Annotated in this window: 21 protein-coding genes; 19 read left to right on the forward strand and 2 right to left on the reverse strand. The window is 65.4% G+C overall.

Annotation, left to right across the window (positions count from 1 at the left end):
- Window positions 1-73 precede the first annotated feature (73 nt).
- A complete protein-coding gene (locus tag MRBLSP13_RS20475; RefSeq protein WP_363737044.1) occupies window positions 74-364 on the reverse strand; it encodes an acyl carrier protein in 291 nt (96 codons plus the stop codon).
- A gap of 28 nt (window positions 365-392) precedes the next feature.
- Window positions 393-1,400, reverse strand: a complete 1,008-nt coding sequence (locus MRBLSP13_RS20480; RefSeq protein WP_363756373.1) for a GNAT family N-acetyltransferase — start codon at window positions 1,398-1,400, stop codon at window positions 393-395.
- Window positions 1,401-1,449: 49 nt separating this feature from the next.
- Here MRBLSP13_RS20480 and MRBLSP13_RS20485 point away from each other — a divergent pair, with 49 nt between their 5' ends.
- The 19 genes from MRBLSP13_RS20485 (at window position 1,450) to MRBLSP13_RS20575 (ending at window position 25,336) form a co-directional block, all read left to right on the forward strand.
- The gene (locus MRBLSP13_RS20485; RefSeq protein ID WP_363756375.1) at window positions 1,450-3,000 is read left to right on the forward strand and encodes an acyl-CoA ligase (AMP-forming), exosortase A system-associated; all 1,551 of its coding nucleotides are present in this window, start codon (window positions 1,450-1,452) and stop codon (window positions 2,998-3,000) included.
- Entirely contained in the window at window positions 2,997-4,229 is a 1,233-nt protein-coding gene (locus MRBLSP13_RS20490) for a pyridoxal-dependent decarboxylase, exosortase A system-associated (protein WP_363756377.1), read from the forward strand. The genes MRBLSP13_RS20485 and MRBLSP13_RS20490 overlap by 4 nt, the downstream gene beginning before the upstream one ends.
- Window positions 4,230-4,375: 146 nt before the next feature.
- The gene (locus MRBLSP13_RS20495; protein ID WP_133654088.1) at window positions 4,376-5,020 is read left to right on the forward strand and encodes an XrtA/PEP-CTERM system exopolysaccharide export protein; all 645 of its coding nucleotides are present in this window, start codon (window positions 4,376-4,378) and stop codon (window positions 5,018-5,020) included.
- A gap of 1 nt (window position 5,021) precedes the next feature.
- On the forward strand, window positions 5,022-6,533 hold the full coding sequence (locus tag MRBLSP13_RS20500; RefSeq protein WP_363737040.1) for an XrtA system polysaccharide chain length determinant: 1,512 nt from the start codon (window positions 5,022-5,024) through the stop codon (window positions 6,531-6,533).
- Window positions 6,534-6,546: 13 nt separating this feature from the next.
- A complete protein-coding gene (locus MRBLSP13_RS20505; protein WP_363756379.1) occupies window positions 6,547-7,482 on the forward strand; it encodes a P-loop NTPase in 936 nt (311 codons plus the stop codon).
- On the forward strand, window positions 7,479-9,065 hold the full coding sequence (locus tag MRBLSP13_RS20510; protein WP_363756381.1) for a hypothetical protein: 1,587 nt from the start codon (window positions 7,479-7,481) through the stop codon (window positions 9,063-9,065). The genes MRBLSP13_RS20505 and MRBLSP13_RS20510 overlap by 4 nt, the downstream gene beginning before the upstream one ends.
- A 30-nt stretch (window positions 9,066-9,095) precedes the next feature.
- Window positions 9,096-10,331, forward strand: a complete 1,236-nt coding sequence (locus MRBLSP13_RS20515) for an XrtA/PEP-CTERM system-associated ATPase (protein ID WP_363756383.1) — start codon at window positions 9,096-9,098, stop codon at window positions 10,329-10,331.
- 8 nt (window positions 10,332-10,339) lie between these two features.
- The gene (locus tag MRBLSP13_RS20520; RefSeq protein ID WP_363737036.1) at window positions 10,340-11,185 is read left to right on the forward strand and encodes an XrtA system polysaccharide deacetylase; all 846 of its coding nucleotides are present in this window, start codon (window positions 10,340-10,342) and stop codon (window positions 11,183-11,185) included.
- On the forward strand, window positions 11,182-12,243 hold the full coding sequence (locus tag MRBLSP13_RS20525; protein ID WP_363737035.1) for a FemAB family XrtA/PEP-CTERM system-associated protein: 1,062 nt from the start codon (window positions 11,182-11,184) through the stop codon (window positions 12,241-12,243). Before MRBLSP13_RS20520 ends, MRBLSP13_RS20525 begins: the two co-directional genes overlap by 4 nt.
- Complete coding sequence (locus MRBLSP13_RS20530; protein WP_363737034.1) at window positions 12,240-13,469, forward strand: TIGR03087 family PEP-CTERM/XrtA system glycosyltransferase; 1,230 nt, start codon at window positions 12,240-12,242, stop codon at window positions 13,467-13,469. Before MRBLSP13_RS20525 ends, MRBLSP13_RS20530 begins: the two co-directional genes overlap by 4 nt.
- Window positions 13,469-14,989 carry an exosortase A gene (xrtA, locus tag MRBLSP13_RS20535; RefSeq protein ID WP_363756385.1) on the forward strand — a complete coding sequence of 507 codons (1,521 nt, stop codon included), beginning with the start codon at window positions 13,469-13,471 and terminating at the stop codon, window positions 14,987-14,989. The genes MRBLSP13_RS20530 and xrtA overlap by 1 nt, the downstream gene beginning before the upstream one ends.
- 10 nt (window positions 14,990-14,999) lie before the next feature.
- On the forward strand, window positions 15,000-16,895 hold the full coding sequence (locus MRBLSP13_RS20540; RefSeq protein ID WP_363737032.1) for an XrtA/PEP-CTERM system amidotransferase: 1,896 nt from the start codon (window positions 15,000-15,002) through the stop codon (window positions 16,893-16,895).
- Window positions 16,896-17,070: 175 nt separating this feature from the next.
- Window positions 17,071-18,360 carry a sugar transferase gene (locus MRBLSP13_RS20545; protein WP_414714734.1) on the forward strand — a complete coding sequence of 430 codons (1,290 nt, stop codon included), beginning with the start codon at window positions 17,071-17,073 and terminating at the stop codon, window positions 18,358-18,360.
- A 15-nt stretch (window positions 18,361-18,375) separates the two neighbouring features.
- Window positions 18,376-19,509 carry a glycosyltransferase gene (locus MRBLSP13_RS20550; RefSeq protein WP_363756387.1) on the forward strand — a complete coding sequence of 378 codons (1,134 nt, stop codon included), beginning with the start codon at window positions 18,376-18,378 and terminating at the stop codon, window positions 19,507-19,509.
- Window positions 19,510-19,643: 134 nt separating this feature from the next.
- On the forward strand, window positions 19,644-20,396 hold the full coding sequence (locus MRBLSP13_RS20555; protein ID WP_363756389.1) for a class I SAM-dependent methyltransferase: 753 nt from the start codon (window positions 19,644-19,646) through the stop codon (window positions 20,394-20,396).
- A gap of 2 nt (window positions 20,397-20,398) precedes the next feature.
- Complete coding sequence (locus tag MRBLSP13_RS20560; protein WP_363737430.1) at window positions 20,399-21,712, forward strand: hypothetical protein; 1,314 nt, start codon at window positions 20,399-20,401, stop codon at window positions 21,710-21,712.
- The gene (locus MRBLSP13_RS20565; protein ID WP_363737026.1) at window positions 21,709-22,848 is read left to right on the forward strand and encodes a glycosyltransferase family 4 protein; all 1,140 of its coding nucleotides are present in this window, start codon (window positions 21,709-21,711) and stop codon (window positions 22,846-22,848) included. Before MRBLSP13_RS20560 ends, MRBLSP13_RS20565 begins: the two co-directional genes overlap by 4 nt.
- Window positions 22,845-23,597, forward strand: coding sequence for an FkbM family methyltransferase (locus MRBLSP13_RS20570; RefSeq protein WP_363737024.1), 753 nt, complete (start codon window positions 22,845-22,847; stop codon window positions 23,595-23,597). The genes MRBLSP13_RS20565 and MRBLSP13_RS20570 overlap by 4 nt, the downstream gene beginning before the upstream one ends.
- Window positions 23,597-25,336 (forward strand): MFS transporter, encoded by a 1,740-nt coding sequence (locus MRBLSP13_RS20575; RefSeq protein ID WP_363756391.1) that lies wholly within the window; start codon window positions 23,597-23,599, stop codon window positions 25,334-25,336. The genes MRBLSP13_RS20570 and MRBLSP13_RS20575 overlap by 1 nt, the downstream gene beginning before the upstream one ends.
- The last annotated feature ends 25 nt before the right edge of the window (window positions 25,337-25,361 follow it).

Genomic DNA, 25,361 nt, shown 5'->3' on the forward strand with positions numbered 1-25,361 from the left:
ATGCCTTCGCAGGAGCGGGGCGCGTTTCCATTAAATCAGGACGGCCTCCGAATTCGGCCGCCAAACCGGGAACTCAGGCCCCCGTCTTCGCCCGCGCAAAGGCAACAAGCGATCCGAACGTCTCGAACGTGTCGCCGTCGATATCCTCATCCTCGATCAGGATGCCGAAGCGGTCTTCCATTTCGGTAAGCAGGCCTGCGACGGCCATGGAATCCAGTTCCGGCAGCGCGCCGAAAAGCGGCGTGTCCGCATCGAACGCATCGACCCGCTCCTGCGACAGGGCCAGCGCATCGCGCAGCAAGGCGCGCATCATCGTTTCGATATCCATGGTCCGGTCGACCGGTTGTGCATTGTCCGCCCGCATGATGGGGGCCTACCTAGTCGTTCCGCCGCTAGCCTACAAGCGCGGAAATGGCCGCCCGCGCGGCGGGGAGCCAGATTGACGCCCTTCTGGGATTGAAGAAATCGAGCCGGTAGAGCGTTTCGCGCTCCTCCATCCAATCGGTCTTGTAGCCATTGTCGCCGGTTCCATAGTCGATCGTCGCGACATGATCCTGATCGATGGCGTGGGTGAACATCGCATGGCTGAGCAGGCTGCCGGGGGATGCCCCGTCGAACGCCTGGTCATGCGCCAGCTTGTGGATCAGCGCGGTGCCGTTCTCCACCGTCCAGAGCTGGGTCGCCACCGGCTGACCCTCCAGCCGGGCGAAGCCCAGGCGGAGCGTGCCAGCGTCGCTTTCCCGCTGGGCCAGCGCATGCAGAAAGCGCAGATCGGCTTCGGGCTTCTTCCAGCTTCGTTCCTGCACGGCGGCATAGTCGCGCCACAACGCCTCGGTCAGCCGGTCCGCGATGCTGAGGGTGAAGCGGCTCGCACGCTTCTTGCGCGCTATCAGCGTACGCAGGCGCCCGGGCCTCTGCGCCCAATATTCGTCGAAGGTTCGACCGTTCAGGTGCAATATATGCCGTCCGCCCATCGGCCGCCGGACGCTGAACCAGCCTGCGCGACGAAAGGCGTCGAGCAGCATGTCCGACGCGGACGTAACGGGATAGAGGTCGACCTGGGCACTGTCCGTCAACAGGGACTGGGCGATGACTTCGACCAGGCGGCGTCGGACCGACTCGTCCGAAGGGCCAAGGAAGACCGGACGCCAGTCGAAACTGTACCAGTTGGCAAGAGCGCTCAGCCGTCCCGCGCCGGGGGAAAGCAGGAACAACCATGCCTGGCACTCCCCCTCCAACGCCTGGAAGATGCGGACGCCGGTCGTCGGAAAGCAATGCGCATGGAGCGATTCGAACCAGTCGATGCGATCGAACAGCGACGGCGTGCGGGCGCGGTCGAGCGCTGAACCCAGCGCGCGGCGCGCTTGTTCGACGCTGCGATATTCCCTTGCGACCAGCAAACCATTATCTCCCCGGCGACAGCATCGCGTTTAGGAAAAAAGTCTGGAGATGGAGTTAAGCGATTCCCCCGCGCCGATTGCGGCCCCAACGATCGACGGCGCGCAGGTCCGGCCGATCGACCATCTGCTGCTGCGCGGCGACCCGGCACGGCCCGCGCTGGACGGCCGGTCCGGCACGCACAGCTATGCCGAGCTGGAAGCGACATTGGGGCGGCTGGCGGCATGGCTGGCCGGATTCGGACTGGAAAGGGGCGCCCGAGTCGCAAGCTGGATCGCCAAGGGCCCGGTCGCGGCGCTGATGCCGCTCGCTGCGCCCCGCGCCGGGCTCGTGCATGTGCCGGTCAACCCGCTGCTCAAACATGCGCAGGTCGCGCATATATTGGCCGATAGCGGCGCGTCGCTGCTGATCGGAACCGCCAGCCGTCTGGCGACGCTGACGCCGGACGACGTGCCGGCGGGATGCGACCTGCACCGGGAGGATGATGCGGCCTGCGCGATGAGCGGCGGGGAGATATTGGGGCCGTCCCACGCCGCGCCGGACGAACTGGCCGCGATCCTCTATACCAGCGGATCGACCGGGCGGCCCAAGGGCGTGATGCTGAGCCACTCCAATCTCTGGCTGGGGGCCGTGTCGGTGGCGGAATATCTGAAGCTGACGGCGGAGGACCGGACGCTTTGCGTGCTCCCCTTCAGCTTCGATTATGGGCAGAACCAGTTGTTTTCGACCTGGTGCGCCGGCGGGTGCGTCTTTCCGCTCGATTATCTGACGCCGCGCGACGTGGTGAAGTCGGTGGACCGGCGGGACATCACCACCTTGGCCGGGGTGCCGCCGCTCTGGGTGCAACTGGTCGAACTGGACTGGCCCGCCGATGTGGCGGTAAAGCTCAGGCGGCTCACCAATAGTGGCGGGGCGCTGACGCGGCCGTTGGTGGCGAAGCTGCGGGCGCTGTTTCCAAGGGCGGACCTCTATCCCATGTACGGGCTGACAGAGGCGTTCCGCTCCACTTATTTGCCGCCCGCGCTGGTGGCCAGCCATCCCGACAGCATGGGATCGGCGATTCCCCATGCGGAGATATTGGTCGTCCGCCCGGACGGCTCGATTGCGGGCGACGATGAGCCCGGCGAACTGGTGCATTGCGGGCCGCTGGTGGCGCAGGGCTATTGGCGCGACCCCGTGCGCACGGGGGAGCGATTCCGGCCCGCACCGCCCGCTTCCCGCTATGGCGGCATGGCGGTATGGTCGGGCGACACGGTGCGGAGGGATGCTGGGGGCCTGCTCTATTTCGTCGGACGCGATGATGCGATGATCAAGTCCGCCGGCAACCGCATCAGCCCGACGGAGATAGAGGAAGCCGCCGTCGCCGTGGACGGCATCGCAGAGGCGGTGGCGCTGGGCGTCCGGGACGAGCGGCTGGGACAGGCTGTGTTGTTGTTGTTGCGCACCGCTTCGCCGGAGCTAAAGGCGCAGGTGGAGGGCCGGCTTCGGCAGGAGCTTCCCAATTTCATGCAACCGCGCGAGATCGTCATGCTTCCCGAATTCCCCCGCAATCCCAATGGCAAGATCGACCGCGTCGCGCTGGCGAGGGAATTTGCCGCATGAAGCCGATGGGACCGGTCCCGCCCTTCTTCAGCGGCGAGGAGGGCATGTTGCTGATCGGGGGCTGCGGCGCGGGGAGCCTGGTCGGGGAGGCTGGCGACACGCCCCTGTTCGTCTATGACATGGGCATAATGGAGGGGCAGGTGCGGGCGTTCCGCGACGCCATGCCCGCCATGCTGTCGCTTCATTATGCAGTGAAGGCCAATCCCTACCTGCCCCTGCTGGAGCGCATGGCGAAGCTGGTCGACGGCTTCGACGTGGCGTCGGGCGGGGAACTGGCGCGGGCGCTGGAGGCGGGGATGGACGCCGCCCATATCAGCTTTGCCGGACCGGGAAAGCGCGACGATGAACTGATCGCCGCCATCGACAGCGGCGCGACCATCAACCTGGAATCGGAGGGTGAGGCGCGAAGGGCCATCGCCCTTGCCGGGCAGCGCGGCAGGACACCGAAGCTGGCGGTGCGGGTGAACCCGGATTTCGACCTCAAGGGGTCGGGCATGCGCATGGGCGGTGGCGCCAAACCCTTCGGCGTTGATGCGGAGCGGGCGGCCGCGCTGGCGCGCTGGGTAATCGATGCCGGGGGCGAATGGCGCGGCTGGCATATCTTCACCGGCAGCCAGGCTCTGGGCGCGCAGGCATTGATCGAAACGCAGGCCGCCACCATCGATCTCGCCACTCGCCTGTCCGACAGCGTGGGCGTCGCGCCGCCGCTGGTCAATCTGGGCGGCGGCTTCGGCATTCCCTATTTCCCCGGCGACGAACGGCTGGATATCCGTCCCATCGGTGATGCGCTGGCCAGGCTGCTCGACGGACGCGCGGACATATTGAAGGACAGCGCCTTCGCCATGGAACTGGGCCGATGGCTGGTGGGCGAGGCGGGTGTCTACCTCACCCGCATAGTCGATGTGAAGAAAAGCCAGGGCGAAACCTTCGTCGTCGTCGATGGGGGGTTGCATCATCAGCTCGCGGCGAGCGGCAATTTCGGTACGGTCGTCCGCCGCAACTATCCCATCGCCGTCGCCAATCGCTTCGGGGAAGCTCCGGCGGAGGAAGCCGTGACGGTCGTGGGCTGCCTGTGCACGCCCATCGACAGGCTGGGGGACAAGGTCGCGCTGCCACCGGTGGAGGAAGGCGATCTTATCGCGATCTTCCTTGCGGGCGCTTATGGTGCCTCGGCCAGCCCGGCCGCATTTCTTGGACATCCGGCGCCTTTGGAACTGCTCGTCGGCTGATTTTAATGAACTGATTTGCCAATAACTTAACTCCTAACGCTATTTTTACCCTTTGTGGGCAAGAAGGCCGTCGAAGCTGAGTGCTTGACGGTTGCCGGCGCGCCCCTTTGGCGGCTGTCGGTGTGGCCGCAAAAGGGGTTGAATCTATGCGTTTCCTGTCGGTTTCCCGCGCGATGATCGGCGTATCACTGCCGGTCCTGGCTCTTTCGGGCTGCGCTTCGGGCGGGAGCGCGCCCAATCTGCCCCCGGCGTCCTTCGTTTCGACGCAGGAGGGGCCGGGCGAGGAATATGTGATCGGGCCGCTCGACGACCTCACCATCTTCGTCTGGCGCAATCCGGACCTGGGCGCGAAGGTGCAGGTGCGACCCGACGGACGCATCACCACCCCGCTTATTTCCGACATGCCCGCGGTCGGCAAGACCCCCAGGCAACTGGCTGACGACCTTAAGGTCGCGCTCGGCAAATATATCGAAAATCCGCTGGTGTCGGTGATCGTCAACAATTTCTCCGGCACCTTCAGCCAGCAGGTGCGGATCGTCGGCGCGACGGAGAAACCCGCCTCCATCCCCTATCGCGCCAACATGACGCTGCTCGACGCGATGATCTCGGTCGGTGGCCTCAGCGAATATGCGGCGGGCAACAAGGCAAAGCTGGTCCGCTACAACAAGGAAAACGGCAAGCAGCAGGAATATCAGGTCCGCATCGGCGACCTGCTGAAGCGCGGGGACAGCAAGGCGAACGTCATGCTGGCGCCCGGCGACGTCATCATCATTCCCGAAAGCATGTTCTGACATGGCGGCGCTGGTCGACGAACTGCTGGTCATCCTGCATGGCCTCTGGCTCCGCCGCTGGCTGGCGCTGGGGGTGGCATGGGGCGTGTGCCTGCTCGGCTGGCTGGGCGTGGCGCTCATCCCCAACAGCTATGAATCCAAGGCGCGGGTCTATGTGAACACCCAGTCGCTGCTGGAGGACAAGGTGGGCATCACCCAGGTCCAGGCGCAGCAGGATCTGGATCGCCTGCGCCAGACGCTGGCCAGCACCGCCAATCTGGAACGGGTGGTCAAGGAAACGGACCTCAACCGGACGGTTGACGGGCCGCGTGACCTGGCAGCGAAGATCACCAGGCTGCGCGAGAACATCACGGTGATGGCCCAGCTTGACCCCAGCATGATCGACATCAGCGCCACCTGGGCCGACTCCGGCCTGTCGGATGGCGCAAATGCGCGCATTTCGCAGCAGATCGTGCAGAAGCTGGTCGACATCTTCCAGGAAACCAACCTGTCCTCTGACAAGGTGGAGACGAGCCAGAGCCTCGCCTTCCTCGACCAGCAACTGGCGGCGCGGGGCAAGCAGCTTGCCGCCGCCGAACAGCGCCGCGTGGATTTTGAGCAGCGCTATGCGGGCATGCTGCCGGGCGCCGGGTCGATCGGCCAGCGCATGGACGCCGCCCGGTCGGAGATCAACAGCATCGATTCGCAGCTCGTGCAGGCGCAGAGCGCGCTGGCGGCGATGAACGGGCAGCTTGCCGGCACGCCGCAGACCTTGCCGGGCGTCGGCGCTTCGGGCGGTCCTTCGGCCCTGGCGCAGGCGCAGGCGGATCTTGCGTCGATGCGGGCGCGCGGCTTCACCAACAGCCATCCCGACGTGATCGCGGCCCAGCGGCAGGTGGACCTGCTGCGCGGTCAGGGCGGCGGCAGCGTGGGCAGCACGCCCAATCCCGCCTATCTCTCGATCAGGTCAATGCAGGCGGAACGCGCCGCGACGGTGCAGGGGCTGTCCGCCCGCAAGGCGCAGTTGCAGGCCGACCTCAACGCCATGGCTTCGCGCCAGACCGATGAGCCCGGCCTCGCCGCCGAGCAGGAACGGCTCGACCGCGACTATCAGGTGCTCAAGACCCAATATGACAAGATGCTGGCCGACCGCGAGGAAATCCGCCTGCGCGGCGATGTGAAGTCGGAAACCGGATCGGTCCAGTTCCGCGTCATCAATCCGCCCAGCCTGCCGACCGCTCCCGCCGCACCCAACCGGCCGCTGCTGTTGCTGGGGGTGCTGATCCTGGGACTGGGCGCGGGTGTCGGCACGGCCTTTGCCGTGGCCCAGCTCAAGGGCGGCTTCCCCAATGCGGCGCGGCTGGAAAAGGCGCTGGGCGTCGCCGTGATCGGATCGATCAGCCAGACCGTCAACGCGGCGCAACTCGCGATGGAAAGGCAGCGGATGAAGTGGTTCGCAGGCGCCAGCGGCGGCCTGGCGGCGCTGTGCCTGCTGCTGATCGTCATCGAATTCGTCCAGCGCGGGCTGGCCTGAGGAGGGACTGGAAATGAACAAGCACAAGTCCCTTTCCGGCGGATCGCTGATCGAGCGGGCGACCGAGATCTATGATTTCAGTGCGGCCCTGCGTGGGCGCGCGGCGCCAGCGGTCGAGGTTCCGGCGGGCGAACCGGTGGTGGAGGTCGCACAACCTGCGGCCCTTGCCGTGGACACGCCTGTCCCCGGCCATCGCGCGCCGGACTGGACCGGGCCGGTCCAGCCGATCGACCGCATCGCGCTGGTCGAGGCGGGCTATCTGCTGCCCGACGGTCCGGTTACCGCGATGAGCGAGGAATTCCGGCTGCTCAAGCGTGACCTGCTGGCGGAACTGGCGGGCAACAACCGCGGAAACCGGGTGCTGATCTGCTCCGCGCATAGTGGCGAAGGCAAGAGCTTCTGCGCGATCAATCTGGCGCTCAGCCTCGCTGCGGAGAAGGAGCGCGAGATCCTGTTGGTCGACGCCGATTTCGGCAAGCCTGCCATCCCTGAGGCGCTGGGTCTGACGGCGGGGCCGGGCCTGATGGACGCGCTGGCCGATCCGGCCATCGCCATAGAGGATATCGTGCTGCGCACCGATATCCCGTCCCTGTCCGTGCTTCCTGCCGGGCAGCGGAGCAATAACGACACCGAATATCTCGCTTCCGCGCGGACGGAAATGCTGCTCAACCGGCTGACCGAGGGACGCCCCGACCGCATCATCCTGTTCGATTCGCCCCCTTTGCTGGCCGCATCCCCGGCGGCGGTGCTGGCGAGCCACGCCGCCATCGCGCTGCTGGTCGTGCGCGCGGACAGGACGACCGAAAGCGCGCTGCGCGACGCGGCCGGTCTGCTCAAGGGCGCGTCCCAGGTGAAGCTGCTCCTGAACGGTGTGAACTTCGCCAGCGGCGGACGGCGTTTCGGTAGCTATCACGCATATGGCCATGATGCGGAGCATGGGGGCTCATGATCTCCCGCATTGCCCTTCTTCTCGCGGGGATGGCCCTGGCCTCGCCCGCGCTTGCACGCGATGAGGAGCGCAAGGTCGACGTCTCCCCCTATCTGGGTGTCGACCAGGTCGTGGTCGCGCCGATCCAGGGCGGCGGCGACGTGCTGACCTATACCAACGTCACCGCGGGTGTGACGGCCAGCGTGCAGACCCGGCGGCTGGAAGCAGCGGCGGACGTGCAATATGCGCACAGCTTCGGCTGGGGCGAAAACCTCAGCGATCAGGACATCATCAGCGGTATCGTCAGTGGCCAATATGGACTGGCGCGCGGGCTGACGCTGAATGCAGGTGGATTGGCGACGCGGGTCCGTACGGACGGGTTTTCCGGCGCTTCGGTGCGCAATAACGGCTATAGCAGCCAGGTCTATGCCGGCTATGTCGGCCCGTCCTATGTCACGCGGCTGGGCGATCTGGACGTCAGCGCCTCCTACCGGCTGGGCTATGCGCGGGTCGAGGACGACGTGAATGTCGACTTCCCCGGCGCGCCACTGGGCAGAGGATTTGCGGAATCGACCACCCATGACCTGATGGGTTCTGTCGGCGTCGGGCCGGGGGTGTGGATGCCGCTGGGCCTTGTCGCCAGCGCCGGCTACAGCCGGGAGGATGCGAGCCAGCTCGACCAGCGGTTCGAGGACAAATGGGCGCGGCTTGACGCGACCCTGCCGGTGTCGCCCACGCTCGCCCTGATTGGCGGCGTCGGCTATGAGAAGATGGAGATAAGCCAGCGTTCGCCCTTGCTGGACGCCAACGGCCTGCCGGTGATTTCCTCCGGCGGCCGCTATGTCACGGACGGCAGTTCGCCCCGCCAGCTCATCTATGATTTCGACGACATCATCTGGGATGTCGGCGTCCTCTGGCGGCCCAGCCACCGCACGTCGCTGACCGCGCGCGTGGGCGAACGCTACGGCGGCATGACCTATTCCGGCAGCTTCATCTGGCAGGGACGCGACAAGTCCTTTGCCCTGGTGGTGTTCGACGGCATCGACAGCTTCGGACGGGTCATCACCTCCGATGTGGCGGCGCTCTCGGGCAGCAACCTCAATGTCGTACGCAATCCCTTCACGGGCGATTTCACTGGCTGCGCTTTCTCGACCACTGGCGGCGGCCAGTGCTTCAACGACGCGCTGGCGGGTATCACCGGCGCCAATTTCCGCTATCGCGGCGTCGCCGCGCAGTTCGCCGCGGAACGCGGACCCTGGGGCTTGGGCGTGGGCCTTGGCTATTCGCAACGCAAATTCGTGACGCCTTCCGGCGAAACCGTGCTGGTGCGCGGTACGAGGGACCAGAACTGGTACGGCAACGCCTCTCTCACCTACCGGATGGACAGCCATTCCAGTATCGATACGGCCGTCTACGCCAATTATTTCGACGCCAGCGGCAACCGGCTGGATGTGCTGAACCTGGGCGCCTTCGCCAGCTATTACCGGCTCGTCACGCGCAATCTTCAGGCGTCCGCCTCCGTCGGCGTGGACAGTGCCAAGGCGGACAAGCTGGACGCCGTCATCAACGCCATGGGCCAGCTTGGCCTTCGATACACATTTTAAGCCAATGCCCCGTCGGGTGGAGAGATAGATATGTACGATCAGTTCTACGGATTGCAGGGACGCCCGTTCCAGCTGACGCCGGACCCGCATTTCTATTTCGAGAGCGCGACGCACCGCAAGGCGCTGTCCTATCTGGGCTATGGCTTGGCCCAGGGGGAGGGCTTCATCGTCATCACCGGCGATATCGGCGCGGGCAAGACGACGCTGGTCGGTCACCTCATGAACACCATCGATCCTTCGCGGCTGACGGCGGTGAAGGTTGTTTCTACCCAGGTGGAGGGCGACGACATGCTGCGCCTTGCCGCGCAGAGCTTCGGCCTGGGCGTGGACGGCATGCCCAAGGCGCAGATCCTGAGGCAGATCGAGGCTTTTCTCCATGCGCAGGCGCGGGCCGGCAAGCGGTCGCTGCTGATCGTGGACGAAGCGCAGAATCTGCCAATCTCGGCCATTGAGGAATTGCGGATGCTCTCCAATTTCCAATTGGGTGGGCAGTCGCTGTTGCAGATTTTCCTGCTGGGCCAGCCGGAATTTCGCGATCTGCTGAAATCACCGGAACTGGAGCAGCTTCGCCAGCGCGTGATCGCCACCCATCATCTGGAACCGATGATGCGGCGGGAGGTCGAACCCTATATCCTGCATCGCCTGTCGCTGGCCGGATGGCAGGGCGACCCGCAATTCACGGCGGAGGCTTTCGCCGCCATCTATGCCGCAACGGGCGGCGTGCCTCGCCGGATCAACGTGCTGGTCAGCCGCGTTTTGCTGCTGGGCGCGCTCGACCAGCTTTCGGTGATCGATGCCGAGGTGGTATATGCGGTGGTGAATGACATGGGTGCGGACACGGACGTGACCCCCGAACCGATGGCGCGCAACGTGCTGGACGAGGCGGAGGAGCTGGCGGACATACCTGCCGCTGCGCCTGTTGCAGCCGATCCGATCGTGTCCGAGGAGGTCGCGGCCTTGCGCGCAGAGGTCGACGCGCTGCGCGCCGCCCGGCCCGATCCGTCCATGCACCTGCTGGACGAGATCGCCTCTCTGCGAGCCGAGATCGACACGCTTCGGGCTGAGAACGACTTTGCCCGCAGCGCGCCGAGCGTCGATCCCGAAGCGCTCAAGGATTGCTTCGCCCTCGTCGAGGAACGGCTTTCCACGCTGGAATTCCGGGTGACGGAACAGGACACGGCACTGCGCCGGGTACTGACGCTGCTCGTCGAGTGGGTCGAGCGCGAGGAAAGGCTGGGCGAGGCGCAGCAAAGCGCCGCCGCCTGACCGGACTCATGCGGAACGCCCTATCCGTCGACGTCGAGGACTGGTTCCAGGTTGGCGCCTTTGAGCATACGATCCGGCGCGAGGATTGGACCAGTCTGGCCCATCGCGTCGAGCGCAATACCGATGCGGTGCTGGCGCTGTTCGAGGAGGCAGGGGTCCACGCGACCTTCTTCACGCTCGGCTGGGTGGCGGAGCGCTATCCGGCGCTGATGCGGCGCATTGTCACGGCGGGGCATGAGGTCGCCAGCCATGGCTATGACCATAAGCGGGTCTTCACCTTCGACGGAGCGCAATTCCGCGCTGATCTGCGCAGGTCGCGGGCGATATTGGAGGATGCGACCGGCCAGGCGGTGACCGGTTATCGCGCGCCCAGCTTTTCCATCGACCGGCGCAACCCCTGGGCCCATGAGGTGCTGGCGGAGGAAGGCTATGCCTATTCCAGCAGCGTCGCGCCGATCCGGCATGATCATTATGGCTGGCCCGAATCGCCCCGCTTCGCCTGGAGGCCGGTCAAGGGATCGCCGCTCGTCGAATTGCCCGTGACCACCGCGAAGTTTGCCGGTCGGACGCTGGCGGCTGGCGGCGGCGGCTTCTTCCGGCTGCTACCCTATGGTTTTTCGCGCTGGGCTATCCGGCAGGTGAACCAGCGGGAAGGGCGACCGGCGATCATCTATTTCCATCCCTGGGAAATCGACCCTGACCAGCCGCGCGTCGACGGCGCGCCCTTGCGCTCGCGGGTGCGGCATTACAGCAATCTGTCGGTCATGGCAGCCAAGCTGCGCCGCCTGACGCGGGACTTTTCCTGGACCCGCGTGGATGCGCTGGCGGCGCAGGAAGTGGAGCGGGCAGCATGATGGCGGGGGAGATGCTCGTCACGACGTTGAATCTCGCCGATCCGGCGCAGCGGGCGGCAGCGGATGATTTCGTCATGGCGCATCCGGCGGGGACGCCCTTTCACCGGCCCGCCTGGTTGACGGGCGTGGAGCGGGGGACGGGCAATCGGGCACATATGCTGGCCGCCGTGGCTCCTTCCGGGGAGGTGGTCGGGCTGCTGCCGCTGCATCATGTGAAGAGCGCCCTGTTCGGCCAGGCCCTGGTGTCTTCGGGCTTTGCCGTCGATGGCGGGATTCTCGCCAGCGATCCGGCGGCAGTGCCTGCGCTGGCGGCGGCCTGCGAGGGCATGGCGCGGGACGGCGGCATCGCCTCGGTCGAAATTCGCGGCGGGCCGGTGCCGGGCAGTGACTGGACGCTGCATGAGGACAGCCATCTTGGCTTTGCGCGGCCTATCGCTGCGGATGATGAGGCGGAGCTGCTCGCCGTGCCGCGCAAGCATCGGGCGGAACTACGCAAGGCGCTCGCCAACGATGCGCTGCGCGTCGAGATCGGGCGGGAAGCGCGACATCGGCAGGCGCATTACCGGGTCTATTCGGAAAGCGTGCGCAATCTCGGCACGCCGGTCTTCCCGGCGCGGCTGTTCCGCGAGGTGCTGGCGGTCTTTGGCGAGGATGCCGATATATTGGTCGTCTATGATGGCGATCGGCCGGTTTCGGCGGTGCTGACCCTCTATCATCAGGGGCGGGTCATGCCCTTCTGGGGCGGGGGTATCGCGGACGCGCGGCGGCTGCGATCGAACGAACTCATGTATTACCGACTGATGGGTCATGGCCGCGCGCGGGGCATGCGCATCTTCGACTTCGGCCGTTCCAAGGCGGGCAGCGGCCAGGCGGCCTGGAAGAGGAGCTTCGGCTTCGACCCCGTTCCGCTTTCCTATCATAGCTGGTCGTCCACGGGCGAGCGGCGGGACATCAATCCCAACAGCCCGCACTATCAGCGGCGGATCGACCTCTGGAAGAAGCTGCCCTTGCCGGTCGCCAACCTCATCGGGCCGCTTATCGCGCGAGGGTTGGGATGAGGGGAGACATTCTGTTCCTCTGCCATCGCATCCCCTTTCCGCCGGACCGGGGCGACAAGATTCGGTCCTGTCATCTGCTGAAGCGGATGGCGGAGATCGCGCCCGTCCACGTCGGCTGCTTTGCCGACGATGCGCGGGACATGGGCTTTGCCGCCGACATGGCGAAGATCACCGCCAGCCAATGCGTGCTGACGCGCGACCACTCGCGCATCCTGGCGGGCCTCAAGGGGCTGGTGCAGCGCCAGCCCCTGCTGGTTTCATTGTTCGATCATCCCGACCTGCATCGCTGGGTCGCGAAGACGCTGGCGGAGCGACCCATCGCGGCGGTGGTTACCTATTCGGCGCAGATGGCGCATTTCGTGCCGGTGCTGGCGGACGGCGTGCGCTTCGTCATGGATTTCGTGGATCTCGATTCGGCCAAATATGCCGCTTATGGCGCGCAAGGCTCCGGTCCCATGGCGTGGATCAACCGGCGCGAAGGACGCATGCTGCTGAACTTCGAGCGGCAGGTGGCGGAGCGCGCCGACCTCTGCGCCTTTGTGAGCGAGGCGGAGGCGGAGCTGTTCCGGCGTGCAAGCGGTCTGGGGCCGGATCGCATCGTCGGCATCGATAATGGCGTCGCGCTGGATTTCTTCGATCCCGCAGCGGATTTCCCCGCCGTCGATCGGCCCGAGGGGCGGCTGCTCGTCTTCACCGGCCAGATGGACTATCGTCCCAATGTGGAGGCGGTGGAGAGCTTCGCCCGCGAAACCCTGCCCGCGATCCGTGCCCGCTGTCCGGAAGCGATTTTCGTCATTGTCGGCCGCAATCCGACGAAATCGGTGCAGGCGCTGGCGGCTTTGCCCGGCGTGATCGTGACCGGCGCCGTGCCTGATGTTCGCGGCTGGCTGGCGGCGGCTGACGTGGTGGTGGCGCCGCTGCGGATCGCGCGGGGTATCCAGAACAAGGTGCTGGAGGCGATGGCCATGGCGCGGCCCGTCCTCGCGTCGCCCCAGGCTGCCGAAGGGATTGACGCCCGCGATGGCGAGCATCTGCTGATTGCCGCTGACCCCGCGCAGGAGGCGGGGAAAATCCTTGCTCTGCTCGCCGATCCGGCCCATGCCGCGCGCCTCGGCCGTGCGGCACGATCGCGGATGGAGGAGCGCTACCGCTGGTCCGCGACGCTGGCGAATCTGCCGAACCTTCTGTTCGGATCGTCGGATGCCGACGACGCGAGGGCCGCGTGATGGAAGACGCGCTTCAAATACGGCGGGAGGTAAAGCTGTCAGGCTGGCGTGGTCATCTGACCGCGCTTGCCATCATTGCCGGCACGATCCTGGCGTTGTTCCACCGCGACCTGCTGGGCATGATGGCGATCTGGTGGACCGCATCGACCTACGGGCATTGCCTGTTCATCCCCATCCTGGTCGCATGGCTGGTGCAGCAGCGTTTGCCGGGCCTGCGCCGGCTGGAGCCGTCGGCCTGGGCGCCGGGGCTGCTCTGGCTGGGGCTGGGCGTATTTTCCTGGATGCTGGGCGCTGCGGCGGGCGTGGCCGTGGTGCGCCACGGCGCGCTGATCCTGATGTTGCAGGGTTCGGTGATCGCCTTGCTGGGCCCCGCCGTGACGCGGGCGTTGCTCTTTCCGCTGTTCTACGCCTTTTTCATGGTCCCCTTCGGTGAGGAAATCGTCGCCCCTCTCCAATTGCTGACCGCGCATATCAGCATGGTCCTGCTCCATCTGACCGGCGTTCCGGCGCAGATGCAGGGCATCTTCATTACCACGCCCAACGGCTATTTCGAGGTGGCGGAGGCCTGCTCCGGCGCGAAATTCGTGATCGCCATGACGGCCTATGGCCTATTGGTCTGCAATGTCTGCTTCACCAGCTGGCGGCGACGGATCATTTTCATGGCGGGCGCGCTCTCCCTGTCCATATTGGCTAACGGGGTGCGTGCCTTCGCCACCATCTTCGTCGCTGAAGTGACCACCATCGATGCGGCGGCCGGTTTCGATCATGTGGTTTATGGCTGGCTGTTCTTCGCCATCATCATGACGATCGTGATGGCAGCCGCCTGGCCATTTTTCGACCGGCAGCCCGGCGATCCCTGGTTCGATCCCGAACGATTGCGCGGTGAAGGCCATTCTTCGCCCGGCATCCTCGCCTGCGGCGCGCTGGCCATGATCGTGGCCGCGCCGCTATGGCTGGCGACGAGCGGCATGGCCGGCGCGCCGCTTGCCAGTCCGCCCGTCATGCCGGACGTGAAGGGCTGGACGCGGGTCGATGAGCCGCCGCTTTCTTCATGGCGGCCGCGCTTCGATGGCGCCGATTATCTGGCGATGGCAAGATATGGCAACGCGGCAGGGCAGGTCGTCGATCTCGCCATTGCGACCTTCGACCGGCAGGATGAGGGGCGCGAACTGGTCGGTTTCGGTCAGGGCGCCGCCGGAGCAGATAGCGGATGGACCTGGTCGCAACCTGCCGCGGCGCCCGACGGCGCGCGGGGTGAGCGGATCACCGGGCCCGGCCGGATGGTGCGCCATGTGGTCAGCTTCTATGTCGTGGGCAACGGCCAGCCCACGGGAAGCGCTCATCTGGTCAAGCTGGAGACGATGAAGGCGCGCATCCTGGGTCGCGACCAGCGCGCCGCCGCGGTGCTGGTTTCGGCGGAGGAACGAGCCGGGCGCCCTTCGAATGCCGCCATCGCAACCTTCCTTCATGATTTGGGCGATGTGAAGGATTTGGCTGACCGCAGCCTCCGAACCCGCTAAGACCCGTCGAATGTGCGGAATAGCGGGCATTTTCCACCTTGAAACGGCCAAGCCGGTCGATCCGGCGCGGGTCGGGCTGATGCTGGATGCCATGCCCTGGCGCGGACCGGACGACAGCGGCATCTGGACCGCGCCGGGCATTGGGCTGGGCCATCTGCGCCTCTCGATCATCGACCTGGGCAGCGGCGCGCAACCTATGCTGACGGAGGATGACAGCCTGGCCGTCGTCTTCAACGGCGAAATCTACAATTTCCGGGAGGTGCGCGCCGAACTGGAGGCCAAGGGCCATGTCTTCCGCACGCATAGCGATACGGAAGTCATCCTGCACGGCTATCGCCAATGGGGCGAGGCCTGCGTCGAGAAGTTCAATGGCATGTTCGCCTTCGCCCTGTTCGATGCGCGGGCGCAGGCGCTCTGGCTGGTGCGCGACAGGCTTGGCGTGAAGCCGCTCCATTATGCGCTGCTGTCGGACGGCAGCCTGATCTTCGGATCGGAACTCAAGAGCCTGCTCGCCCATCCGCTTTTGCGGCGCGCTCCGGACCTGTCTGCGGTCGAGGATTATCTTGCTTTTGGCTATGTGCCCGATGACGCCTGCATGGTGGCCGGCGTGCGGAAGCTGGGCGCGGGCGAGACGCTCCGCATCGTGCGTGGTCGGCCCCTGCCGCAACCGCAGCGCTACTGGGACGTCAGCTTTGCCGATCGCAGCAGCGCGAAGCCAGAGGCGCTGGAGGAGGAACTGGTCGCGCTGATGCGGCAGGCGGTGCGATCCCGCATGGTGGCGGACGTGCCGCTGGGCGCCTTCCTCTCGGGTGGGGTGGACAGCAGCAGCGTCGTCGCGCTGATGGCGGAGGCGTCGAAACAGGCGGTCAGGACCTGCACCATCGGCTTCGACGTCAAGGAACTGGATGAAACCGCCTATGCCGACAGGGTTGCGCGGCGCTTTGCCACCGATCATCGCACCCGCATCGTGTCGCCGGACGATTATGGGCTGATCGACATATTGGCGCTCCATTTCGACGAACCCTTCGCCGATGCCTCGGCGCTGCCGACCTATCGGGTGTGTGAACTGGCGCGAGAGAAGGTGACGGTGGCCCTTTCCGGAGATGGTGCGGATGAGGCCTTTGCCGGCTATCGGCGGCATCGTTTCCAGATGCAGGGGGAGCGACTGCGCGGTCTGATCCCCGCTTCGGTGCGGCAGCCCTTGTTCGGAACCCTGGGGCGCTGGTATCCCAAGGCGGACTGGGCTCCCCGGCCCCTGCGGGCCAAATCGACCCTGCTCGAACTGGCGGGGGAGGGCGGGGAAGCCTATGCCGCGTCAGTCGGGGTAACGCCCCATGCCTTGCGGCAGCGACTGTTCAGCCAGGATATGAAGACCCGCCTCGGCGCCTATCGGGCGGAGGATCGCTATATCAGGACGATGGCGCAGGCGCCGGCACGCGATCCGCTCGACCGCGCGCAATATGCGGACATGCGCATCTGGCTGCCCGGCGACATCCTGACCAAGACCGACCGGATGAGCATGGCCGTCAGCCTGGAAGCGCGGGAGCCCCTGCTGGATCACCGGCTGGTCGAGTTCGCCGCCCGCCTGCCCGTGGCGCAAAGGATTCGCGGGAACAGCGGCAAATATCTGATGAAGAAGGCGATGGAGCCGTTCCTGCCGCAGGACATACTCTATCGCCCGAAAATGGGCTTCGTGACCCCGATCAGCGCATGGTTTCGCGGCCCGCTGGCGGGTGAAGCGACGGCGATCGCGGGCGGCTCCGCTCTGGCCCGGACGGGGTGGTTCGATCCGCGGGTGCTGGGGAAGGCGGCGGCGGACCATAAATCAGGGCTGGCCGATCATGGGCGGCTGCTGTGGCAATTGCTGATGCTGGACAAGGCTTTGACGCGATTGTTCAGCCTCTGATGCGGGATCGCCCTATGACGGGGCTGCGCGCCGGGCGGGTGGCCGATCAAATCCTTGCAAGCCGTGCGAAGCAGTGCCAACGGGACGGACACGCCAAGCTGATCAGGGTCCATAAGTGACAGTCTCCAAGGAAATATTGCGGGTGCGCCTGTACCTGCTGTGTCTGCTGGGGGACATGGCGGGACTTTTCCTGTCCTTCCTGCTCGCCAATTATCTGGTGCTGGGCGCATGGCTGGGCGAACCGGGCAAGCCGCACGGCATCGTCATGTTCGCGATGATCGCGCCGATCTATGTGCTGCTGGGGGTGCAGGGCGGCGCCTATGGCATCCATATGCTGGAAAACCTGCGGCGGGGCATCTTCCAGGGGTTGATGGCCTTGGCGCAGGCGGCGATGCTGATGCTGCTGATCGTCTATCTGGGCAAGATCGCGGAGCAGCTTTCGCGTCTGACCTTCATCGTCGGGTTGGGGATTTCGGCGGCCGGCGTGGCGACCGTGCGGCTCGCCATCGGGCGGCTGAGCGCCCACCTGCTGGGTGAGGTGCCGCATCTGACCGTGGTCATCATGGACGGGGTGACGATCGATACCGGTCCGCACATGCATTTGATAGAGGCCGCCGCTGCCGGCCTGCATCCAAAGGGGCATGATGCCGAAATGGCCGCCAGGCTGGCCGCCGCCGTCGGCATGGCGGAACGGGTGATCGTCGCCTGCCCGATGGATCGGATGGACGACTGGTCGGTGGCCCTGAAGTCCCTGTCCGCGCGGGGCGAGATAGTGGTGCCGGAACTGCTGCGTTTCGCCCCCGCGCGGGTGGACGAGTTCGACGGCCAGCCGACGATCATCGTCGCGGGCGGGCCGTTCCAGTTTCGCGACCGCCTCATCAAACGATTCTTCGACATCATCGTCGCGACGGCGGCAACCATTGCGCTGTCCCCGGTGCTGATCGCCGCTGCGCTGGCCGTGAAACTGACCAGTCCCGGTCCGGTCATCTTCCGCCAGCCGCGGATCGGGCGGGATGCCCGGCCGTTCAACATCTACAAATTCCGTTCGATGCGGACGGAGGCGAGTGACCGGAAGGCCGACAAGTTGACCACGCGCGACGACGATAGGGTGACGGCCGTGGGCCGTTTTCTGCGCAAGACCAGCATCGATGAGCTGCCGCAACTGTTCAATGTCCTGCGCGGCGACATGAGCATCGTCGGCCCGCGCCCTCACGCCGCCGCCGCCAAGGCCGGTGACAGCCTCTATTGGGAAGTGGACGAGCGCTATTGGGAGCGGCATTGCATCAAGCCGGGCATGACCGGGCTGGCGCAGGTGCGCGGTCATCGCGGTTCTACCGATGATCATCAGGATCTGATCGACCGGCTTCAGTCGGACCTGGAATATGTCACCAAATGGTCGATCTGGCGTGACCTGCGCATCATCGTCGCGACCATTGGCGTGCTCGTGCATCACAAGGCTTATTGAGAGGTGGGCCTATTGATGGACCGGACCGATCTGATCGCGACCCTGGCGCTGCTGTTGTCTCTGACGGCGGTGGCATGGCCGTTCCTCTTCTATCCGCTGGTTCTGCGCCTGCTGCCCACCCGGCCGGAAAAGCCGGTGGCAGGGCCGGCGCCGTCCGCCTCGCTGCTTTTCTGCGCCTATAATGAGGCAGGGGCGATGCCGGAAAAGCTGGCCAATCTGGCGATGCTGAAGGCGCGCTACCCAAAGCTTGAAATTCTCGCCTTCGACGATGGCTCCTCGGATGAGACTGCCGCGCTGATCGCGGCGCAGGGCGATCTGGTGACGTTGCTGCGCGGTCCGGGCCGCAGCGGCAAGGCGCATGGCATGAAGCTGCTGGCGGCGCGGGCGGAGGGCGATGTGCTGATCTTCACCGACGCCAATGTGACGCTGGACGCCGATGCGATTGAGAATCTGCTGGCGCGTTATTCCGATCCGGAGATCGGTGGCGTGCTGGGGTCGCTGCACTATATGGGCGATGGGGACAGCGCCACAGCTTCGGTCGGGTCGCTCTACTGGCGGATCGAGGAACGGTTGAAAGACGAGGAATCGCGCACCGGCAATGTGCTGGGGGCCGACGGCTCGATCTTCTCCATCAGGCGCGCGCTTTATCCGGAATTCCCTGACAGCGTGCTGGACGATCTGACCGTGTCGATGGCGGTCGTCTTCGCGGGCAAGCGGCTGGTGAAAGCGAAGGACGTGATCGCCCGCGAAAGGCTGGTGGCGGCGCGCGGTGACGAATATCGCCGCAAGGTCCGCATCGCTGCCCGCGCCTGGCATACCCACAGCCATTTGCGGCCGCAATTACGACGGATGCGCGCGATCGACAGGTTCAAATATGCCTCGCGCAAGATCGTGCGGTGGTTTGGCGGGATCTTTATCCTGACGGGCATCGTTGCGGCGGGAACGTTGGCGATGCGGATTTCGCCGACGCTCTACATGGTCTGCGGTCTGGCTGGCGTGTTCATCCTGTGGCGGGGGCTGCGTTCCAGGGGCGGGCCGTTCGCGGCGATAGTGGACATCGTGATCGCCTATTTCGCGACATTGCAGGGCGTCGTGAAGGCGATGACGGGGCGTACCGTGACGATCTGGAATCCAGCCAAGTCGCGCTGATCGGTGCTTCCCCGCCCATTGGTGCGCCCTGCCTGGACGACGGGCCAAAGGATCAGCAGCGCACGGAATGAATCGCTCGCCAAAATGGCGGCATATTGTATAGGCCGGTGCCAACTGCTTTTTGGAGCCAAGGCGTGATCACTTTCCAGCGGGTGGCGAAAGCCGCCGGCAAGCATCTGACCCGCAGCCTGTTGGCCGTGCGCAGGGCTCTGGGCGCGCGGGCGAACCGGGGCTGCCCGGCCTGCGGGCAGGCGGTGGTGGGATTTTTCCGTTATGGTGACAATGCCGAATGGGGATGTCCGAACTGCGGCGCTTCCCCGCGCGAACGGCTGATGAACCATCTGATCGCGGGCCATGTGCTGACCGTGCCGGAACAGGGCGCTGTGCTGCACATGGCGCCGAATGAAGGCAGTCTGGTGCGCCGCTTTTCCACCGCCGCCGATTATACGCCGGCGGATCTCGATCCCGGCCGCTACCATGTGCCGAACATGCAGCGCGTCGACCTGATGGCGCTTGATGCCAGCGATCGCTACGACCTCTTCTACGCCAGCCATGTGATGGAGCATGTTCCCGACGATCATGCCGTGCTGCGCAACATCCATCGCGCGCTGAAGCCCGGTGGAGAAGCCTGGTTGATCGTGCCATTATGGGACAGGCCGACCGAGGACGGCAGCTTCGACATGCCGCCGCGCGATCGCGAGCGGCGTTTTGGCCAGTGGGACCATGTGCGGCAATATGGCCTGGATTTTGCCGACCGCATCCGGGCGGCGGGCTTTGATCTGGAGGAGATCGACGCCAGCGCCATCGATGCTGATACGCGGCATTTTTATGCACTGGACGACCGGCTGTTCCGCGCCCGCAAGCCGCTCGCGCCCGGCGCCCGGTGAGCATGCCGCCCGGCAGCGCGCTCGCCCGGATGGAGGGGTCGGCGCGCATCCTTGCCCTTATCAAGCTGGCCAATGTCGGGCTGACGCTGGTCTGGGGCTTTGCCGTCACCTATGTCTTCGTGCGCGCCCTGCCTCTGCGTGAGTTCCAGTCCTTCCTGCTGCTGGTCGCGTTCGGCAATTTCACCATTTCCGCCGAGTTCGGCCTCACCAGCATCATCTATGCCCGCCTGCGCCGGCATTGGCTGGGCTTGGGTCAGGATGAGGCGGGGGGCTTCCGCGTGGAGGAAATGGGCGTCCTGTTCCTTTTCCTCGGCCTGCTGATCCTCGGCGGTTTCGCGATTTTGCTGGTCGCGCTGGCGATCGGCGGATTGCACACGGGCATGCCGCTGCTTTTCCTGCTCTTCTTCCTGTCGGCCTGTCTCAACCTGCCCGCGCTGCTCGCCAAAAGGGCGCTTGCGGCGGTGGACGGCAATTTCCTCTGGGAAGCGCTGGATTGCCTGCGCCGGGTGATGACCATCGCGCTGCTGCTGTTCATCCTGCAAGGACTGGACCCGCGTGCCTCTGTCGCTCTGCAACTTTGCGTCAGTATGGTGGTGATCGGCTATGCCATCGCCCTGGTGCATCGACGCCTCGGCATGGAGACGCGGCACTGGCTGTCCTTCGGGGTCGGTGGCGGCCATGTCAGGCGCCATTATCTGCGGGACATCGGCGCCTCGGCCGCCTTCACCATTTCCGAAATCCTCGCCTATAACGCGCCTTATTTCACCATCGCCGCCGCAACCCTTGATGCACGGCCGATGCTGGTCTTCGACTTCTTCTTCAAGATGTCGCGTTCCCTTTCCATGCTGGTCAGGGCGACCGTGGAGGCCGCATTACCTCGCATCACCCGCGCCTTTCATGCGGGGGAGACAGGTCGCCTGCGACAGTTGATGGTGCGGGCGCTCGGGGTGGCATTCTTCTTTGCGTTCGGTGCTTCGGCGGCCTTGCTCCTGCTGGGCGAATGGTTGTTCGCAAAGTTGTTCGATGGCCGCGCGTCGATCGACCGGGTCGAACTGCTGCTGATCGGCGGCGCGCTGCTGGCGCTCGCCCTGATCTGCGTGTCTGTCTATGTGCAAGGCGCGCTGGGACGGTTCACGCTGCTGCTTGGCCGGTCCTTGCCCTTCCTCGCCGGTTCGCTGCTCAGCGTGCCGCTGGCCAGGATATTCGCGCCGGAACGGCTCGACCTGCTGTTCCTGATCCTCTACACGCTGACCCTGTTTGTCGCCGCGTTCATCCACGGCCTTTCCCTGCGGCATCTGGTAGGGAAGCGCGCATGAAGGTCGCGATGTGCGATCCGTCGCTTTTCACTGGACGCTATGACGACAGTCTTTGCGCGGCGCTGGCGGCGGCTGGCATGGACGTAGCCCTCCTTGGCCGTCCGATGCGGGCCACGGATGCGATTGCGCCGAACGGCTATCGTTACGAGCCGCGCTTTTTCCGTCGGAGCGAAGCTCTGCGCCTGCGCATGGGGGAAGGGCGGGCCTTCCGCCTGCTCAAGGCGGCGGAATATGGGCTGAGCTGCATGCTGGACGACCTGACGCCGCTGACGCGTGCGGATGTCGCGCATATGCAATGGCTGCCGCTCGCGCCTGCCGACCGGATCATGCTGCGGCGGTTGAAGGGTGGCACGGCACTGGTTCACACCGTGCATAATGCCGATGCCTATCATGCCGATGCCGGGGTGCAGGGCAGGGGGTATCACGGCCTGCTCGACATGTTCGATGCACTGATCGTGCACGGGGGAACGACCAGGGAGGCGCTGGAACGTCAAGGTGTCGATCCCCGACGCATCCATATGACGCCGCACCCGCCGATGCGACTGGCAACGGCCGGGCCGCAGGATCTGGCGCAAGTACCGGACCCGGTTCTGCCGCGCCTGCTCTTTTTCGGGACTATCCGGCCGTATAAAGGCGTCGACCTGCTGCTGGAGGCGTGCCTGTCGCTCTGGCGCGCAGGGCATGGTTTCGAACTGGTGCTGGCGGGCAAGCCCTTCATGGACATCGCCCCATTGCTGGACAGCGTCCACGCTGCGGGCTTTGGCGACCGACTGATCCTCGATCTCGGCTTTCTTGCCGAACAGCGGCTCGACGCGCATATGAAAAAGGCGGACATATTGGTCTTCCCCTATCGACATATCGACAGCAGCGGCGCTTTCCTGTCGGCCCTGCACCATGGCAAGGCGATGGTCACGTCCGACGTCGGCATGTTCGCCAGCTTGCCGGAGGAAGTGGCCGTCAGAAGCCCGGCCGGCAATGCGCACGCCCTTGCGCAAGCCCTCTTGCCCCTCGTAGAAAGCGCGACCATCAGGCAGGCTTTGGGCGCGCAGGCGCAGACCTATGGAGATTCAATGGGCAATTGGAAGGACATGGCCCTGGCCACCATCGCCATCTACCGCAGCGTGACCGGGAAATGAGCCGCTATATCCGGGAACTGCGTGATCGGGCGCTGGCGGTGCGGCTGGCGCTGGCAGGGCGGGTGCATCAATATCCGGAAATTCAGGCGCTGCGCCGTTTCCTGGGCGCCTTTGCCGTGGATTGCGTGTTCGACGTGGGCGCCAATCGCGGTCAATATGCCACGATGCTGCGCAAGGATGCGGGCTTCGGTGGCACGATATTGTCCTTTGAGCCCAATCCCGAGATATTTTCCGAACTGGAGCGGAATGCGTCATCCGACCGACAATGGCATGTGTTCAACATGGCCCTGTCGGATTTCGATGGCATGGCCAGCTTCAACATCATGGCGGCCGACCAGTTCAGTTCGCTCAGGAAGCCGGCGGGGGAACAGGACGCCATTTTCGCCGACCGCAACAGGGTGACGCGCACGGTCGACATGCAATGCCGCCGGTTGGAAAGCCTGCTGCCGGAACTGAAACGCGCCCATGGCTTTGCCCGACCCTTTCTGAAGATGGATACCCAGGGGCATGACCTGTCCGTCTGTGAAGGTGCGGGCGAAGTGCTTCGCGACATGGCTGGCGTGCAGACGGAACTCGGCGTCCGGCCGATCTATGAGGGTGGCACCAGCTATCGCGCGATGATCGACTGGGTGGCCGAGCGCGGCTTCCTCCCCTCCGCCTTCTTCGCCAACAACAAGGGGCATTTTCCCCTTCTGGTCGAGATGGACGGGATTTTCGTCAACCAGGCGCTGTTGCCGCGGGAAGGCTGATGGTCGTTCCCGCGCGCCCGGTCAGTGCCACTCGCCTGCTCCTTGCGGGGGCGATCGGGCTGACGCTTTGGCTGGGCGCAACCTTCCTCTGGCATGTGACCTACAGGCAGGGGATCAGCCTGGCGGTTATCCTGTTCCTCGACCAGGATTTTCCGGCGCTTCTTGGCGCGTTGCTGCTCCTGACGCTGGCCGCGCCCTTTGCGGAGGGTCTGGGCTGGCGCCTGCCACTGCCGCGCGCCCGGACAATGGTGCCGCTGGTGCTGGTATTCGGTCTGGTGGCATGGGCGGGCCATTACTGGCTGTTCCAGGACTATTCCATTTCCCGCGACGAGGAGGTCGCCCGCTTCGCCGCCGCTTACATGCGGGAGGGTTTCCTGGCCCGCCCGATCCCGATGGAGTGGGAGGCCTATCGCCGGGCGATCATGCCCGAATTCTTCTCTCCCTTTGGCGCGGCGGATTATTGGACGGCAGCCTATCTGCCGGTGAACAGCGCGATCCAGGCGTTGTTTTGGCAGTTGGGCGACCCCAATCTGGCCGGGCCGGTGCTGCTGATGGCCGGGCTGTTCGCGCTGTGGCGGGTGGCGCTGCACCTCTTCCCGGACAGGCCCGATGCGGTCTGGGTGACGATGCTGCTGGCGCTGTCGTCGGCTCAGCTATGGGTCACGGCGATGACGCCCTACGCCATGACCGGGCATTTCGCACTCAACATGGTCTGGCTGGCGCTGGTGCTGCGCGGTGGGCCGATCGGTCATCTGAGCGCGGGCGCGATCGCGCTGATCGCGGCCGGCCTGCATCAATGGCACTTCCCGCCGATCTTCATCGCGCCCTTCATTCTCTGGATGCTGCTGGGCAAGCGGTGGAAGGTCGCGATATTCCACATCCTTGTGTTGGCGGCCATCGTTATCGTCTGGGCGAAGCTCTGGCCCGCCTTCCTGACCCATGTGTTGGGGCAACCCACCGACGTGCGCCCTTCTGCGGGCGTGGCGGACAAGGTGGGCAGCCTGTTCGAACGGCTGGGCGACCGCTGGCAGCCGCTGGTGAATCTCAGCCGTTTCGCCGCCTGGAACAATATATTGATGGTGCCGCTCGCCACTCTGGGCGTGTTCGCAATGCGCTGGCGCAAGGCGATCCGGGGGCAGGAGATCGCGCTGCCGTTGGCGCTGGGCTGCTTCGCGGGATGCGCGCTCGCCCTGGCGCAGGGCTATGGCTGGGGCTATCGCTATGCCCACGGCTTCATCGGGCCTTTCTGCCTGTTGGCGGGCCTTGGCTGGGCGCGTTTCCGCACTGGCGCCCTGCGACCCATATTCGTGGGAACGGCCTTGGCCTTGCTCAGCAGCGCTTTTCTGGTGTGGCGGACGCACAGCTTCGTTGCGCCCTATGCGGCAAGCCACAGGATGATCGACGCATCCAGGGCCGACGTCGTGTTGGTCGATCCGCGCGGCGGGCTTTATGTGACCGACCTGGTGCGAGGACGCAATGGCGTACCGGGCAAGCCGATGGTGATGAACCTGGGCATGCTGACGCTTGAGCAGGTCGACAGTCTCTGCAGGAATTATGTGGTGGAGTTGTTCGATCGCGCTGAGTTTCGGCCGCTTGGCGTGCCGTTGGCGCGCTGGAATCTCGGACGCATGGACGCGCTGCGCGCGCACATGAAGGAAGAGGGGTGCGACAAGCCGGTGCAGCCGCCTCTGCCGGAGACGGAGGATGAGGCGTTCAACGCGGCGGGAGATGTGTTGTAAGGGCGATGCGTGCCCGTGGCCGGGC

The sequence above is a fragment of the Sphingobium sp. LSP13-1-1.1 genome, assembly GCF_040676415.1.
Classification (GTDB): Bacteria; Pseudomonadota; Alphaproteobacteria; order Sphingomonadales; family Sphingomonadaceae; genus Sphingobium.

Excerpts from the sequence above, each read along its gene's own strand:
- MRBLSP13_RS20475 (WP_363737044.1), bottom strand. The coding sequence starts at position 364 with ATGCGGGCGGACAATGCACAACCGGTCGACCGGACCATGGATATCGAA.
- MRBLSP13_RS20485 (WP_363756375.1), top strand. The coding sequence starts at position 1,450 with ATGGAGTTAAGCGATTCCCCCGCGCCGATTGCGGCCCCAACGATCGAC.
- MRBLSP13_RS20490 (WP_363756377.1), top strand. The coding sequence starts at position 2,997 with ATGAAGCCGATGGGACCGGTCCCGCCCTTCTTCAGCGGCGAGGAGGGC.
- MRBLSP13_RS20495 (WP_133654088.1), top strand. The coding sequence starts at position 4,376 with ATGCGTTTCCTGTCGGTTTCCCGCGCGATGATCGGCGTATCACTGCCG.
- MRBLSP13_RS20500 (WP_363737040.1), top strand. The coding sequence starts at position 5,022 with ATGGCGGCGCTGGTCGACGAACTGCTGGTCATCCTGCATGGCCTCTGG.
- MRBLSP13_RS20505 (WP_363756379.1), top strand. The coding sequence starts at position 6,547 with ATGAACAAGCACAAGTCCCTTTCCGGCGGATCGCTGATCGAGCGGGCG.
- MRBLSP13_RS20510 (WP_363756381.1), top strand. The coding sequence starts at position 7,479 with ATGATCTCCCGCATTGCCCTTCTTCTCGCGGGGATGGCCCTGGCCTCG.
- MRBLSP13_RS20515 (WP_363756383.1), top strand. The coding sequence starts at position 9,096 with ATGTACGATCAGTTCTACGGATTGCAGGGACGCCCGTTCCAGCTGACG.
- MRBLSP13_RS20520 (WP_363737036.1), top strand. The coding sequence starts at position 10,340 with ATGCGGAACGCCCTATCCGTCGACGTCGAGGACTGGTTCCAGGTTGGC.
- MRBLSP13_RS20525 (WP_363737035.1), top strand. The coding sequence starts at position 11,182 with ATGATGGCGGGGGAGATGCTCGTCACGACGTTGAATCTCGCCGATCCG.
- MRBLSP13_RS20530 (WP_363737034.1), top strand. The coding sequence starts at position 12,240 with ATGAGGGGAGACATTCTGTTCCTCTGCCATCGCATCCCCTTTCCGCCG.
- xrtA (WP_363756385.1), top strand. The coding sequence starts at position 13,469 with ATGGAAGACGCGCTTCAAATACGGCGGGAGGTAAAGCTGTCAGGCTGG.
- MRBLSP13_RS20540 (WP_363737032.1), top strand. The coding sequence starts at position 15,000 with ATGTGCGGAATAGCGGGCATTTTCCACCTTGAAACGGCCAAGCCGGTC.
- MRBLSP13_RS20545 (WP_414714734.1), top strand. The coding sequence starts at position 17,071 with ATGGCGGGACTTTTCCTGTCCTTCCTGCTCGCCAATTATCTGGTGCTG.
- MRBLSP13_RS20550 (WP_363756387.1), top strand. The coding sequence starts at position 18,376 with ATGGACCGGACCGATCTGATCGCGACCCTGGCGCTGCTGTTGTCTCTG.
- MRBLSP13_RS20560 (WP_363737430.1), top strand. The coding sequence starts at position 20,399 with ATGCCGCCCGGCAGCGCGCTCGCCCGGATGGAGGGGTCGGCGCGCATC.
- MRBLSP13_RS20565 (WP_363737026.1), top strand. The coding sequence starts at position 21,709 with ATGAAGGTCGCGATGTGCGATCCGTCGCTTTTCACTGGACGCTATGAC.
- MRBLSP13_RS20570 (WP_363737024.1), top strand. The coding sequence starts at position 22,845 with ATGAGCCGCTATATCCGGGAACTGCGTGATCGGGCGCTGGCGGTGCGG.
- MRBLSP13_RS20575 (WP_363756391.1), top strand. The coding sequence starts at position 23,597 with ATGGTCGTTCCCGCGCGCCCGGTCAGTGCCACTCGCCTGCTCCTTGCG.